The 13,171-nt window shown below is 42.5% G+C and carries 16 protein-coding genes and 1 riboswitch; of the genes, 12 read left to right on the forward strand and 4 right to left on the reverse strand.

The window, feature by feature from the left end; all coding sequences use genetic code 11:
* Positions 1 to 56: 56 nt before the first annotated feature.
* Positions 57 to 440 (forward strand): VOC family protein, encoded by a 384-nt coding sequence (locus G358_RS0121500; RefSeq protein WP_019639328.1) that lies wholly within the window; start codon positions 57 to 59, stop codon positions 438 to 440.
* 80 nt (positions 441 to 520) lie between these two features.
* On the opposite strand, the gene G358_RS0121505 is transcribed toward G358_RS0121500, so the two are convergent.
* Positions 521 to 1,093: a DJ-1/PfpI family protein gene (locus G358_RS0121505; protein WP_019639329.1), complete on the reverse strand. Its 573-nt coding sequence runs from the start codon at positions 1,091 to 1,093 to the stop codon at positions 521 to 523.
* A 59-nt stretch (positions 1,094 to 1,152) separates the two neighbouring features.
* A riboswitch (ZMP/ZTP riboswitch) is annotated at positions 1,153 to 1,235 on the reverse strand.
* Between the two features lie 235 nt (positions 1,236 to 1,470).
* On the opposite strand from G358_RS0121505, the gene G358_RS0121510 reads away from it, so the two are divergent.
* Both G358_RS0121510 and G358_RS0121515 read left to right on the forward strand, forming a co-directional pair.
* Complete coding sequence (locus G358_RS0121510) at positions 1,471 to 1,932, forward strand: ferritin-like domain-containing protein (protein ID WP_420836069.1); 462 nt, start codon at positions 1,471 to 1,473, stop codon at positions 1,930 to 1,932.
* A 101-nt stretch (positions 1,933 to 2,033) separates the two neighbouring features.
* The gene (locus G358_RS0121515) at positions 2,034 to 2,459 is read left to right on the forward strand and encodes a hypothetical protein (protein ID WP_019639331.1); all 426 of its coding nucleotides are present in this window, start codon (positions 2,034 to 2,036) and stop codon (positions 2,457 to 2,459) included.
* Between the two features lie 220 nt (positions 2,460 to 2,679).
* Here G358_RS0121515 and G358_RS0121520 read toward each other — a convergent pair whose 3' ends face one another.
* Positions 2,680 to 3,246 carry a DUF4256 domain-containing protein gene (locus G358_RS0121520; protein ID WP_019639332.1) on the reverse strand — a complete coding sequence of 189 codons (567 nt, stop codon included), beginning with the start codon at positions 3,244 to 3,246 and terminating at the stop codon, positions 2,680 to 2,682.
* Between the two features lie 603 nt (positions 3,247 to 3,849).
* On the opposite strand from G358_RS0121520, the gene G358_RS0121525 reads away from it, so the two are divergent.
* The 6 genes from G358_RS0121525 (at position 3,850) to G358_RS0121550 (ending at position 8,753) form a co-directional block, all read left to right on the forward strand.
* The gene (locus G358_RS0121525; protein ID WP_019639333.1) at positions 3,850 to 4,266 is read left to right on the forward strand and encodes a MerR family transcriptional regulator; all 417 of its coding nucleotides are present in this window, start codon (positions 3,850 to 3,852) and stop codon (positions 4,264 to 4,266) included.
* On the forward strand, positions 4,266 to 4,772 hold the full coding sequence (locus tag G358_RS0121530) for a hypothetical protein (RefSeq protein ID WP_019639334.1): 507 nt from the start codon (positions 4,266 to 4,268) through the stop codon (positions 4,770 to 4,772). Before G358_RS0121525 ends, G358_RS0121530 begins: the two co-directional genes overlap by 1 nt.
* A gap of 18 nt (positions 4,773 to 4,790) precedes the next feature.
* On the forward strand, positions 4,791 to 5,375 hold the full coding sequence (gene clpP / locus G358_RS0121535; protein ID WP_019639335.1) for an ATP-dependent Clp endopeptidase proteolytic subunit ClpP: 585 nt from the start codon (positions 4,791 to 4,793) through the stop codon (positions 5,373 to 5,375).
* Positions 5,376 to 5,394: 19 nt separating this feature from the next.
* Positions 5,395 to 5,601 (forward strand): hypothetical protein, encoded by a 207-nt coding sequence (locus G358_RS0121540; RefSeq protein ID WP_019639336.1) that lies wholly within the window; start codon positions 5,395 to 5,397, stop codon positions 5,599 to 5,601.
* Positions 5,602 to 6,102: 501 nt separating this feature from the next.
* A complete protein-coding gene (locus G358_RS0121545; RefSeq protein ID WP_019639337.1) occupies positions 6,103 to 8,133 on the forward strand; it encodes a methyl-accepting chemotaxis protein in 2,031 nt (676 codons plus the stop codon).
* Positions 8,134 to 8,291: 158 nt separating this feature from the next.
* Complete coding sequence (locus G358_RS0121550; protein WP_019639338.1) at positions 8,292 to 8,753, forward strand: GNAT family N-acetyltransferase; 462 nt, start codon at positions 8,292 to 8,294, stop codon at positions 8,751 to 8,753.
* Between the two features lie 367 nt (positions 8,754 to 9,120).
* Here G358_RS0121550 and G358_RS0121555 read toward each other — a convergent pair whose 3' ends face one another.
* Positions 9,121 to 9,468 carry a DoxX family protein gene (locus G358_RS0121555; RefSeq protein WP_019639339.1) on the reverse strand — a complete coding sequence of 116 codons (348 nt, stop codon included), beginning with the start codon at positions 9,466 to 9,468 and terminating at the stop codon, positions 9,121 to 9,123.
* Positions 9,469 to 9,521: 53 nt separating this feature from the next.
* Entirely contained in the window at positions 9,522 to 10,565 is a 1,044-nt protein-coding gene (locus G358_RS0121560) for an LLM class flavin-dependent oxidoreductase (RefSeq protein WP_019639340.1), read from the reverse strand.
* Positions 10,566 to 10,771: 206 nt separating this feature from the next.
* Between G358_RS0121560 and G358_RS0121565 the strand changes: the two genes are divergently transcribed.
* From G358_RS0121565 to G358_RS0121575, 3 genes are all read left to right on the forward strand, one after another.
* Positions 10,772 to 11,323 (forward strand): TetR/AcrR family transcriptional regulator, encoded by a 552-nt coding sequence (locus G358_RS0121565; protein WP_019639341.1) that lies wholly within the window; start codon positions 10,772 to 10,774, stop codon positions 11,321 to 11,323.
* Positions 11,324 to 11,520: 197 nt separating this feature from the next.
* Positions 11,521 to 11,967 (forward strand): MarR family winged helix-turn-helix transcriptional regulator, encoded by a 447-nt coding sequence (locus G358_RS0121570; RefSeq protein ID WP_019639342.1) that lies wholly within the window; start codon positions 11,521 to 11,523, stop codon positions 11,965 to 11,967.
* A 136-nt stretch (positions 11,968 to 12,103) separates the two neighbouring features.
* Positions 12,104 to 13,162, forward strand: coding sequence for an LLM class flavin-dependent oxidoreductase (locus tag G358_RS0121575; protein WP_019639343.1), 1,059 nt, complete (start codon positions 12,104 to 12,106; stop codon positions 13,160 to 13,162).
* Positions 13,163 to 13,171 lie beyond the last annotated feature (9 nt).

The raw sequence follows: 13,171 nt of genomic DNA on the forward strand, positions 1-13,171 counted from the left end.
AAAAATTGAACTTGTCTATGATTAGTGATGAACATTGAAAAGGGAGTGAGCGATCGATGATTAATAAGGTAGGTCAAATTATGCTGTACGTCAACAACCAGGATGAAGCCGTGCGTTTTTGGACAGAAGCATTGGGTTTTCATATTATTTCCGAAGAAAATAACGGCCAAGGCATGAGATGGATCGAAATTGCCCCGGCCCAGGATGCAGACACCAGCATCATTCTGCACGATAAGGAGTTCGTTGCCAAGATGTCGCCCGGCTTGAATCTCGGAACGCCGTCTTTAATGTTTTTCACGGCAAATCTCGATGAATTGCACAAAGACTTGGCTAATAAAAATATCAAGGTCGGAGAGATCGTAAATATGCCGTCTGGCCGGGTATTCAATTTTGCGGATTATGAAGAAAATTACTTTGCCGTAATGGAAAAAAGCAAGTAAATTTGCTTCAGTTTAGCTGAACAGTGAATAAAAAATGTTCGGCGGCTGAATGCTATTTCACTCAGCCGCCGCCGCATGTATCAAAATGGCGAATTGTAGTACGGATAATGCATTTGTTCTTGAATTTCCCGGGCAACCTCTTTGCCCGTAAGTGATTCTACTACGTACAATCCCAAGTCGAGGGAAGCCGATACTCCGCCGCCTGTAAATATGTTTCCGTCTCTGATGAAACGTTCCTTCACGACTTCAGAGCAGTAAGGAACGAGCAGCTCGTATGCGGAGGGATTCGTGGTTGCTCTTTTGCCTTCCAAAAATCCTGCTGCCCCTAAAATCAAAGCCCCCGTACAAACAGACACTTTATATTCTACCTCTCTTGCGGTTTGAATCCATGAAATAAATTTGGAATCATACCTAAGCTGCCTGGTGGAGAAGCCTCCTGGGACAAAAATCAAATCATAGGCCGAAAGGTCTGGGGATACAAGTTCAACTTTGACCGTTAACCCCCGGTCATCTGTGATTTCTTCTTTGTTGGCACAAAAATCCCATTGCACATTGTCCATGGCGTTTAGAATTCTCATTCGGGTTACAGCATCATAGAAGCCAACCAAATCAAGCGAAGTCATCTGGTCAAACAAAATGAAAGCTATTCTCATTAAAACAACACCTGATCTTTCGCATGAAATAAAAAAAAAGCATCTGGTCAATAAACCAAATACTTTGCCCAGGCGTACGGCTAATATGAACATATGTGCTCCCTCGTGGTTCTCCACGTTTACGCCAGTCGCACATACATTTGATACCTACTACATTTATATCAAATATCCCTTAATCTTACAATAGGTTCAGTGCCGCAAGATATCCCCGTCCTTTTTGCAAACGATATGTTTCGCAAATAATTTGGCGGCATAAGAACAGTTGACTTGGGGAAAATAATTTTTCCAAGTCAACTTTTTTAGTTGCATCTGCAAATAATACACCATAGCCTCACGAATATACACCATCGCCTAATGTACGGCATATGCTGAATAAAATGATTGGGAAGGGTGGCTTAATACAGGTGTATTACACGAATTATTATCGAACGGATACCGGTCTGGTCTCAGACATTGAACGTGCAATCAATGGGGAGTATTCAGCAATTACATGCTATGAGCAACTGGCAGGCCTGGCTCCAAATGATCAAGTACGTAACAAAATTCTGGAGATCCGGAATGACGAGATCCGGCATTTCCAAACCTTCTCACAAATTTATACCTCGTTAACCGGCAGACAGCCTACGCCTCATGTTACTGAAAAGTGCCCCTCGGAATATACTGCCGGACTTCACTTTGCTTTTAACGATGAGCAAGAAACGGTAGATTTTTACTTAGATGTCGCAGATAAAGCTACTGACCCCTATATCAAAGATCGTTTCAAACGTGCCTCGGCCGACGAACAAAATCATGCGGTATGGTTCCTTTACTTTATTACATCAGGACATGGTCCGCGCTGATGAAGCGCGGTTTTTTTTTGGATACCAAAGTTATATGATTGTCCAATCATTCTATTTATCTCTTACATATATTGGAGTATCAATAGAAAGGAGTGGATATTTTGGTACGTATTCTTGATAAAGCGGCCGTACAGCCACGCCGCAGCTTCAACCCGGCTAAATCGTTTACGATCCGGCGTTCCCCGGCAAAATCCGGCATAGCAGCGATCGCGATACGGATTCCAGTGAATTCTCAACCGAATCGGGTAGATTTGGTAGTATCTGTTGGTGTCAGAGGAGTTAGAGGTATTGGACAAATTCGCTTTAGAATCTTCCGTGATGGAAAAGAAATTTACAACACACAGCAAGGTATCGAATCTATGGGTTCAGAACAAAATTATGTTGTTACCTTCCAGGCTGAAGATAGAAATGTAAGAGCAGGTACCCATGGTTACACAGTCACAGCAGAAAACCTGACTGCAAACACAAGAGTGGATGTGGTAGGACCAATATCGTTTAGTGGGTTAGCTGTTAAAACTAGAAACTAACATCAGCTCTCGCGTTCCAAATTAACGACTGATATGAACAGTCCCGTATCCTTGAGGGCACAAAAAAGCGAGGGACATTAGTCCCTCGCAACGTCTTACTGAGTCTCCGCCAGTTCCGAAAGAGACAGAGCCAGCGAAAGAGCGGTTCAAGCTTTTCCATTGACGGAAACAAAATTCTTCTCAGTAAATTGGCCGGCCTAATATCCGTCGACCCCATCATCTATACCCTTAGCGAGCCGCGGAACCCTCTGGAAGCGTAGTAGGATTCCGCTCCATTGTGATACATAAAGACCGTATCGTAGCGGCGGTCGCAGAAGATCGCCCCGCCGAGTTTACGGATAGGGGTGGGCGTGATCACCCAGCTCGATGTTTTTGTATCGAAATTTCCAAGTCTTTGCAGCGCCCGGTATTGTTCTTCCGTCAGCATCTCGATTCCCATGTCTGCGGCCATATCCATGGCGTTGTTCTTCGGCTTGTGTTCTTTCCTGGATTCCAGTGCTTCGCGGTCATAGCAGACACTTCGACGGCCTTTAGGACTTTCGGCTGCGCAATCGTAAAAAATGTATGCATCCGTCTCGGGATCATGAGCAACCACATCCGGCTCGCCGCCGGTTTTTTCCATTTCACCTAGCGACCACAGCTTTTCAGCGTTGGCTTCCAGCTTTGCTTGTACTTTGGACCATTCTAGTCCTTCATGGCGATTCATGTGCTTCTCAAATCGGGCCTTTAGGATGCGGAGCAGTTCCTCCCGTTGTTCGGGGGACAAATCCCTTGTTTCATTGCTCATAGCTAAGCCTCCCACAATACTAGGTTTTTAATTATAGTTCCGGATGTTATTCGCTTGAAATAGGCTCAATCTCATCTAGGACCCATTGAATTTCCGCTTCTGACACGATTCTTCAATGACCGAAGATTTTCATACAGATTTAACTCGTAGATTTTCCTGGAACAGCCGCCTTTTTGCGGTTATCCGCGTTGGCTGACAATTCTCCCAGGACAAATACTCGTTATACCTCGACCACCTCCGCTGAGATCCCAATCTTTGTACAGTATAACAAATTTCGCACCACCATTTAAATTTCGCCGCTTCTATTGGCCGCGCTATAGGTCGTGAATGAATTCGCAGGTTCCGGATACTGCATGGGCGGCATGAGGCCCGTTAAGGTGGACTTTTTTATTTTGACAAACGAATATAGTTACAGTAAACTGTAAATAATACACTAAAGTGTAATGGATACATAGAAGTGTGACATGAACATTGAAGTGTAACGCAAAAGTTAAAGCACAACATAAACACTGAAGTGTAGCATAAGCGCTACAATGGAGCATAAACACTGTAATGTAGAACTAACACTGTGTTGTATAACAACTAATGTTTCGGAGGTGTGCCATGAATAGCTATACTGCTAAACAAATCGCTGAAATTCTCCAACAAGATGACCCACGCATGAATCTGCGAACGGTAAGGTACTACACACAAATTGGAATGGTACCGCCTCTTGAATTAATGGGGAACAAGAGAGTCTACACGGAGCATCACATCCACTATTTTCGCGCTATTATGACCTTATCAAGAACCGGTGAGACATTGGCTTCTATACAAGAGACGTTGAAAGAGCTTTCCCTGGAGGATATAGAAAAGATAAGTCAGCAATTAGCATTGTATGAACCTAGCCGAATTATTGAAAATGAAACATTGAAGATAACAGATGATGTCATTATAACGATTAGCCCTCGAATTTCTGCGGAGTTAAAGCAAAGAGTGATTGATTCGGTTTCTCAGGCGTTAAAGGGGGAAGATCAATAATGCTTGACATCAAATTAGCCAAGTCAAAAATGGAGAACGAAGAAGGAATGAATCATTTGTGGATTCACATACACAAGGATAAAACCTTTGGACGCCATATGTCCGAACTCCAAATACGGCTGCCGAAAGGTATCCACCGCTCGCATAACCTCAGTGGTTTTGTTGAAAATGAACGAGCACACATTGTAGTTGATGCCCTCGGTCAAGATGTTATTATAGAAATCTTTACCCAGGATGCGATTCAATGTGGTGAAAAGACAATCGTAGTAAGCTTATTGACAGCCGAGACCACGGTAAGCAAAGAAATTTCGATTCAAGTAGTCGAAGAAGATGAAATGGATATGGTTGAGATTGACGAACAAGTTGTCGAACGGACCAAAGAGTTAAGCAATGCAGATCCACCCAACGATGAAGGAACAAATATTGTATCAATTCCACCAAGGATATTGGAAATAAAGAATAATGAATTTTCGTACTTAGAAAAGAAGTATCGTGTAGATTATTGAAGATGAAGGGAGCGTACCATGAATTTGATTCCTTATGTTGTCGAGCATTCCTCTAGGGGGGAAAGAGCCTACGATATTTACTCAAGGCTTCTGCAAGACCGTATCCTATTTGTGTCCGGTGAAATTACTGACGATGTTGCCAACAGCGTCATAGCACAACTTCTCTATTTAGATGCTGTGGATTCGGCAAAAGACATCCACATGTATATCAATTCACCAGGCGGTTCAATTACAGCAGGCATGGGAATTTATGATGCCATGCATTTAGTTAAGGCAGACGTCACAACATATTGTGTTGGTATGGCGGCTTCAATGGGTGCCTTTTTACTGGCGAATGGAGCGAAAGGCAAACGGCTTGCACTTCCTAACAGTGAAATCATGATTCACCAGCCTCTTGGCGGAGCGCGAGGTCAAGCAACTGATATTGAGATAAGCGCCAAACGCATTATTCGATTACGTGACAAAATAAACAACATATTGTCGCAACAAACTGGTCAGGAACTTGAGAAGATTGAAAGAGATACCGACAGAGACAACTTTATGGACGCTTACGAAGCGAAGGCCTACGGGTTAATTGACAAAGTGATTGAGGTGGCACAATAAAGAATAGGCGGTGAAGTGCGTGGAGAATGATCAAATTGAATTTACCGTTGAGTACCAAGATTCGAACGGAGTGCTTTACTTTGAAAATATCAAAGCGTCTAACCTGTCTGATGCAAAGATGCAGGTTCGCCAGAGGTTCCCTGATGTAAATATTAGAGCAGTTACAATTGTTCCGCACGATAATGGAGATGAGCCGGATCCTTTCGCAGCTTCTCTATTACTATAAACTTGCCTAAACAGATGCAGTGATATGCCAGACACGATAATGAATAGGGTTCACTGCTTGGAGCTGGAGCAATATTGTCTCGATATAATAAAATTTGCTACAATTCATGATTTTCTCCAGATGTAATAAAGATTTAATACTCCTGGTTACTCTGCTGATTCATGCGTTATCTTGTTGCTCTTCTGTGAATGTATTCGATATTTCGAATGTAATAAGCCTAATTACGACTAAACGATCGATTATATATGAATTTTCACATACATTTACATATTCCCCCCCTCCTGAGTGAGTTTATATATGAATATTCGACTAGAATGAGCTTGTCATTCATGCCGCTAAACTTAACTGAAGATTTCTTTTCTTTTGAGATTCTGATGGATATTAAGGAACTTAACATTTTTATTGTTTATAGTTAATTAGTTACCTTTTGCTCTTTGTTTTTTATATACTAGTAGATAAGCAACATTAATCATTTACAACTAAGGGAGGTCAGGACGATTTATGAAAAAGGTGTTAGGTAATTTGAAAATCTTTGCGAAAATCGGAATTTTAATCCCAATTGTTGCAGTCTTCTTAATCGGCATGGCAATCATGAATCATCAGATTACTTCAAATGAAATTAAAAAAATGGTTGAAAATGAAATGTCTTTATTAGCTGACAACGTAACCGGTACCGTTGAAAACAAAGTTAATGCACATAATCAACTGATTTACAGTGTAAAGTCAGCTGTGGAAACTTCAGATACTATTTTGACTAGAGAAAAATTCGCCAGTTTAGTAGAGCAGATACTTCCATTAAATAAAGAAACCTACGGAATGGGACTATGGCTTGAAAAGGAAGCTGCAAATGGAGAAATATTTGGCCCCTATTTATATAAAGACGAGGAGAAAGCGGTTTACACCGATATTTATGAAGAACCTTCCTATGATTTTTATGCACAAGAATGGTATACAAAAGGAATAACTTCTAATCAAGTGTACCATACGGAACCTTATTTTGATGAAGCATCAGGGGAAATGTTCATTTCATTTAGTGTACAAGTGGTAGATGATTCGAAGCCAATCGGAGTCATTACGGGTGATTATATCCTTAATTCAATCCAGTCCATAGTCTCAGATATCAAAATTAGAGAAAGTGGATATGCTTTTTTAATTGATGACAAAGGTACTTTCTTAACTCATCCAGATAAAGAAAAAGTCAATACGGAAACGATTCAAGACTATTTAAATATTCCACTCGAACAATTAGGAAATGTTTCAGCCTTGATCCAGACAAAGATTGATGGTGAAGGTCATTTCATGCAATATCAGCAAGTTAACGGTATGCCATGGAAAGTAGTATTACTTGTGCCAACGAAAGAACTGTTTAGTGCGCAACAAAAGATGACTTATCAACAGTTTGCTGTAAGTACGGTATTAGTCGTTTTAATGTCTTTGTTCGTACTTGTCATTGCGAGATACATTCGCAGTGAAGTAAGAAATATTAATGAGAATTTAGGTAATCTTGCAAACGGGGATTTAACGAAAACATTATCCGTTGAGACAAAAGATGAATTTGGAGAGATGGCCAACTACTATAACGGTTCTGTCCAAGCATTAGGAGATATGTTGAAAGCGGTTTCAGCAGAATCGGAAGTGGTTGCATCAACGGCGGAAGAATTAACAGCGAGTGTACAGGAGGTAAATCAATCGGTAATGGCAGTAGCCGTTTCAATGCAAGATGTCGCGGAAAATACTAGTAAGCAACAATCCGTTAGTGAACAATTACAATCGGTAACAACATTATTATCGGAAGATATGCAGCAGGTCGTAGCAACGTTGAACGGGGCCGTTCAACAATCTGTTTCAACATCTGAAGTTGCCACAGGCGGCTCGAAAAATATTCGAACTTTTATTGATGATATAACACAGTTACATACCCAAGTAGAAGAAAGTGCAAGTTTAATGGGTAAACTAAAAGAACAATCGGAACAAATTGAAAGCATGAGTCAATTCATTTCATCGATTTCTGAACAAACGAATTTATTGTCTTTAAATGCAGCTATTGAAGCAGCACGAGCAGGAGAACATGGTAAAGGATTTGCCGTAGTCGCAAATGAAGTGAAGAAGCTTGCGGAACAAACGGGAGTTGCTTCTAAAGATATTGAAGACCTTGTTCGGACTATTCAAGATGAAATGAATCAAGCTGTTTTTATGATGGAACAAAGCCGTTCCATTGCTCAAAACGGTATTGTTTCCGTAAAACAAGCGGGAGAAGCGTTCGATACGATTGCAGGCGCTATTCAAGATTTAAAACGAATGATAGGAACAACTAGCCAAAATACATCAAATGCTTACGAAAAATTAAAAAATGTCACGGTAACGGTAGAAGAAATCAATGAACAAACAAGAACAACAAACGAACACACGTTAAATGTATCAGCTATTACAGAAGAACAATCTTCAACAATGAATGAAATGGCCATTGCGTCGGAACATCTTGCGAAACTTGCTCAAAGTTTACAAAAAGAAACCGGGAAATTTAAAATTTAATTAACTGAAATACAAAAGGCAATTTATCCGCATTGTGGAAATTGCCTTTTGTTTTGCCTGTCTATTATTATACTATATTCAAGGATGATAATTATTTCTTAGCGAATGAAGCCGGATATGCGAACTGTACAATAAGCATAGATAAGAGGTGAAGGAAGGTGGCATGGATTGACAACTTGCGGCCGTTTACGGAGCGCGATCTGGCAATACTGGAGGAATGGTTTGAAGATAGAGAGGTTTATCGGCGTCTGGAGGGAATGCTTCCACTTGGGGAATGGTACGGGCATGTCGAACAGCAACTGGATTATAGTGTATGGGCAGCAAGTTTCGAAGACAACGTCGTAGGCGTAATTATGATTGAGCGGGAGGAACAAGAGACAGGAAGCGTTGCTCTCGTTGTCAGGCCGGCGTTTCGCGGCCTAGGATATGGGAGAGCCTTGATTGAACGTGCGATGCAGCTGCCGGAGCTGGCAACAATCCGTAAATGGTACGCGGGGATTGAAGCCGACAACACGGCCTGTTTGAGGTGCTTTCAGTCCACCGGCTTTGTTATGGAAAGCGAGACTCCCGATGAAGACGGTTATTGCTCCTTATGGCATATCAAGGATGCTGTTAAGTAAAGAGCAATCAAGGAGAGATGGCGGTCAGAAGATTGGCACGGCTGCTTGTATTCATTTTGCTGATCTCGTTTTTCCTGGATCAGAGCTGAAGGCCTCTGATCAGCAGGCACTCTCTATATCGGAACTGATCATATAGATAAGAAAAGTGTAATCAGCCGCTTTTAGATGGCGCGTGATGATTTGAAAGAAATGTGAGAGCAGGTTTTTCTGCGAAAGTAAAGGCCGTAGTTTAACAGGAGGGGCCAGGCGCTGGAGCAATCGCCCATTCAGCCTGGCTGAGTCAAAGATGATTGGTTGAGAAGGACAGGTTTTCCCTCCTGGAAAAAGAGTAGATTAATGAAATACGGTTGACAGACTGGAAAATCATTTACAAAACATAATGAATAAATACAACAAACGATAGAATGGTTAAGAAAATAATCATCGCTGTATCTTTAAAAGAATCCTTAACGCGAATATGTGAAAGGATGCCGCCTATACCTGTGATTGCAAATACAAGCGCACCTGCCGTCGCAAAAGTTGAAGCCCAATATCCAACAATTAAAAGTGCTGCCCCTGCTAATTCAACAATCCCAGTTACAAATCGAAACCATTGGGGCAATCTCAAATGATTAAATGCTTCCACATGCATTTGGATACCCGTAACTTTTCCGAATCCTGCAAATAGAAACATGATTGCAAGGATTCCTTGTAAGATATAAGTTAATATTTCCACGACACGTCTCACTTCCTTCTTCTATTTCGTGTTACTATTCGTGTTACTATATGTTACTTAGATAAAGCCCTGCGTACCATTGGTGCTACTTTGTTCGCTAGTAGATCCATTGCTTTTTCTACCCGAGATAATGGCTGACCACCCAGATCGAATTGTCCCATGAAGCGTGAATGCCCGAATAGCTCATGCTGATGCAGGATTTTCTCTGCTAATTCTTCTGCACTACCGATTGCCAATATTTGTCCTGCTGCTCTCTGAGGCATCAATTCCTCTTCCGTCGTTCGAAATTGTTGACCACGCTCCTTTAAAAAGTATCCGAAATATTGATTATAGTGCGAAACAAATTCGGTAACCGCTTGTTCTCCAGTTTGCGCGATATACGAATGCCCCGTCACTGAAACCCTCAGCTTGCTTAAGTCATGACCTGCTTCTCTTGCAGCTTGCCAATAAAGGTCTACTAATGGCTTGCTGGATTCTGGACGACCGCTTAGCAAGGCAAGTGCCATATTTACTCCAAGTCTTCCTGCACGAATGGCACTTGCAGGTGTGCCTCCCACCCCAATCCAAAGGGGGAGTTTCTTCTGAACGGGTCTAGGTGCTATTTGTGCATTTTGAAGAGAAGAACGAAACTTTCCTTGCCAGCTAACAACTTCCTGTTCTTGCAGTTTCATAAACAGATGCAGCTTTTCATCAAACAATTCATCATAGTTATCTAAACTTTCTCCAAAGAGAGGGAATGATTCTAAAAATGCCCCTCGTCCTACAATAATTTCAGTTCGTCCGTTAGATAATAAATCAAGCGTTGCAAAATCTTCATAGACACGTACTGGATCCGCTGTGCTAATAACGGATAGGGTACTGGTTAGTTTAATATTTTTCGTTTCTCGTGCAATCGCTGCGAGCAGCATGGCATAAGAAGATGTTACAAAATCCAGACGATGATGTTCGCCAACACCAAATATATCGAGGCCTGCTTCATCCGCCATTTTTGCCATTTGAATAATAGCTTCGACTCTGGATTGTGCGTTAGTGCTATTTCCACTTGCATCAGGTATTCGTTCTCCTAATGAATACACTCCGAATTCAAATTCGACCATTTTCTTACCTCCTAGTCACCTAAGACTACATTTTTTATAATGTGCTCCCGAATCATGATTTTCCCGACCCAACAACTTTCGCTTATGCAACACTTGTAGTAAAATCAATATAACAACTTGAATAACTATGAGCAATCGACAGTATTTCAGATCTATCGCTTAACCAACATAATGGTAAAAATGTCTAAAAAGTAGGTGAGAATGTTATGGAAAAACAAATCGATCCCCGTATCCTTCGCACTCGTAAGCTCATTATGGACGCATTTATTGAGTTAACAAAGAAAACAGATTTTAATGACATCACAATCGGGGATATTACATCTGCTGCAACGGTTAATCGCGCAACTTTTTATAATCATTTCATTGACAAATATGACTTGCTTGAAAAAGTGTTAAGTGAAAGCGTGATGAGAGAAGTCCTTCAAGAAGTAAGTATGCATGAGGTCATTAACGAAGAGACGATAAAGTCGATTTTTATCTCGATTATTAAATTCCACACATCGGTTGGTAACCAGTGTCAGCGAAGTTATGAAGCTTTTACACCCCAAATAGAAACGATCTTTAAAAAGGAACTTCAAGCCTTTTTTTCAGCGTGGGCACAAAGACAATGGTCTAACCAAGATCGATTAGAAATTGAGACTTTTGCGGTGATGTTAAGCTGGTCACTTTATGGGGCTGCAATGTATTGGATGCAAAACCGCACGACAAAACCAGAAGATTACGTAAAGCAAATATTGCATAACATAAAACTTGAATAATGCAGATGAAGAAAGAAAATGCAAATCAGCTTCTTTTTGACGTGTTTTAGGGTGTTCTTATCATTTAGTTTTATATAATTGCATAAAAAAAGCATCAACAGCGGCGGTAGGTCATCGTCGATTCTCATACCGCTGCTTGACGATTCATCACTTGAGTGGTAAAGTGACAATAATTCAGCGAAAGGAGTTGGGGGACAATGAACGATTACACTTTGGGTTTGTTAGCCTGGCTGCGACTTGTCCGGTTCAAGAACCGCAGCGACCACATGACGAACGAATTTTTGAAGCGTTTCGAGTTGACGACCGCCCAGTTCGACGTCCTGGTCCAAATTCGAACCTACCAGCCGCTGAACCAGATGGAATTGGCCAAAAAGGTCACGGTGACCGAAGGCGGGATTTCGCGGATGCTTGCCAGATTGGAAAAGGAACGATATATCGAGCGCAAGCAGGGGTGGAAGACGAAAATGATCAGCCTGACGGAAAAGGGAGAATCGGTAATGAACGAGGCGTTTCCTGCGCAGGTGGCGTTTCAAACCTCTTTCTTTGACGAGGTGTTGTCTAAGGAGGAGCAAAAAACGCTGTTGTCGCTTATCTCGCGCCTCGAGAAGCATAGCCGAAACAAAATGGTTCCGCCGCCGACATAGTTTTTTTTACCATATCACTTGACTAGTCAAGTGGGGGCGGCGCATGGTCCAATTATTCCGCACAAAGATGTCATCATCTCGGAAGACCGCAACTTATGGCCGAAGTTGCCAAATAATCAAAAAGGAGAGAGCGCTCATGGAACAATATCGCATGAATACTGATCAAGGAATGGAGCTCGGATTTTACTCGGTTGGGGAACATGTGTCGGATCCGGTTGCCGGTCGGAAAATCAGCCCGCAGCAACGGATTGCGGAACTGATCGAAGCAAGCAAGCTGGCCGAGCAAGCGGGACTCGACGTATTTGCCGTCGGCGAAAGGCATCAAGACGATGCCGCGACCCAAGCGCATTCCGTCATTATCGGTGCCATCGCACAGGCGACCCAAAGAATCAAAATCGCCAGCTCAGCGACGGTGCTCAGCGTGCACGATCCCGTTCGCATTTATGAGGATTTTGCGACGATCGACCTGATCTCGAATGGACGAACCGAAATTATCGCCGGCAGGGGCTCCACGATTGGAACCTACTATACTATGGGTTATGATGTGAACGATTATGAGCAATTGTTCGAGGAAAAATTCGATCTGCTTCTCAAGTTGAATAGCGAGGAAAGAGTCACATGGGAAGGAAAGTTCAGGTTGCCGCTTAAAGACGCGCACATTTTGCCGCGGCCGCTTAACGGGAAGCTTCCGATCTGGCGTGCCGTAGGCGGTTCGCCGGAAAGCGCGATTAAAGCTGGACTTGCGGGAGCTCCTATGACCCTTGCCACGCTCAGCGGTACATCGGATTACTTCAAGCCGGCAGTAGACGCTTATCGTCAAGCCGCCGCGCAAGCCGGTCACGATCCGGCAAATCTGCCTGTGGCGACAACGACGATGCTATATGTGGCTGACAATTCGCAAGACGCGCGAAACGAGTTTTATCCGTATATAAATCACGTGTTCAAGGTGATGCGCGGCATGTCTTTTCCGAAAGAGCGCTATTTGCAGTCGGCGAACGTTGAGGATGCCCTGATGGTTGGCAGCCCGCAGCTGATCATAGAAAAAATACTGCATCAATATGAATTATACGGTCATCAGCGGCTGCTGCTTCAGATGGATTTGGGCGGCATGCCTTACAACAAGGTGGCCAGAAACATCGAGCTTGTCGCCGAGCAAATCGCGCCAGCCATACGCAAGTATACAGCCAAGAAATAAGCATCTGCC

It is taken from the genome of Paenibacillus fonticola DSM 21315, assembly GCF_000381905.1.
In the GTDB taxonomy this organism is placed as follows: domain Bacteria; phylum Bacillota; class Bacilli; order Paenibacillales; family Paenibacillaceae; genus Fontibacillus; species Fontibacillus fonticola.

Bases quoted from the DNA above. Each gene is read 5' to 3' on its own strand.
- G358_RS0121530 (WP_019639334.1), top strand. From the start codon at position 4,266: ATGCTTGACATCAAATTAGCCAAGTCAAAAATGGAGAACGAAGAAGGA.
- G358_RS0121560 (WP_019639340.1), bottom strand. From the start codon at position 10,565: ATGGTCGAATTTGAATTCGGAGTGTATTCATTAGGAGAACGAATACCT.
- G358_RS0121525 (WP_019639333.1), top strand. From the start codon at position 3,850: ATGAATAGCTATACTGCTAAACAAATCGCTGAAATTCTCCAACAAGAT.
- G358_RS0121575 (WP_019639343.1), top strand. From the start codon at position 12,104: ATGGAACAATATCGCATGAATACTGATCAAGGAATGGAGCTCGGATTT.
- G358_RS0121520 (WP_019639332.1), bottom strand. From the start codon at position 3,246: ATGAGCAATGAAACAAGGGATTTGTCCCCCGAACAACGGGAGGAACTG.
- G358_RS0121505 (WP_019639329.1), bottom strand. From the start codon at position 1,093: ATGAGAATAGCTTTCATTTTGTTTGACCAGATGACTTCGCTTGATTTG.
- clpP (WP_019639335.1), top strand. From the start codon at position 4,791: ATGAATTTGATTCCTTATGTTGTCGAGCATTCCTCTAGGGGGGAAAGA.
- G358_RS0121510 (WP_420836069.1), top strand. From the start codon at position 1,471: ATGATTGGGAAGGGTGGCTTAATACAGGTGTATTACACGAATTATTAT.
- G358_RS0121500 (WP_019639328.1), top strand. From the start codon at position 57: ATGATTAATAAGGTAGGTCAAATTATGCTGTACGTCAACAACCAGGAT.
- G358_RS0121570 (WP_019639342.1), top strand. From the start codon at position 11,521: ATGAACGATTACACTTTGGGTTTGTTAGCCTGGCTGCGACTTGTCCGG.
- G358_RS0121565 (WP_019639341.1), top strand. From the start codon at position 10,772: ATGGAAAAACAAATCGATCCCCGTATCCTTCGCACTCGTAAGCTCATT.
- G358_RS0121545 (WP_019639337.1), top strand. From the start codon at position 6,103: ATGAAAAAGGTGTTAGGTAATTTGAAAATCTTTGCGAAAATCGGAATT.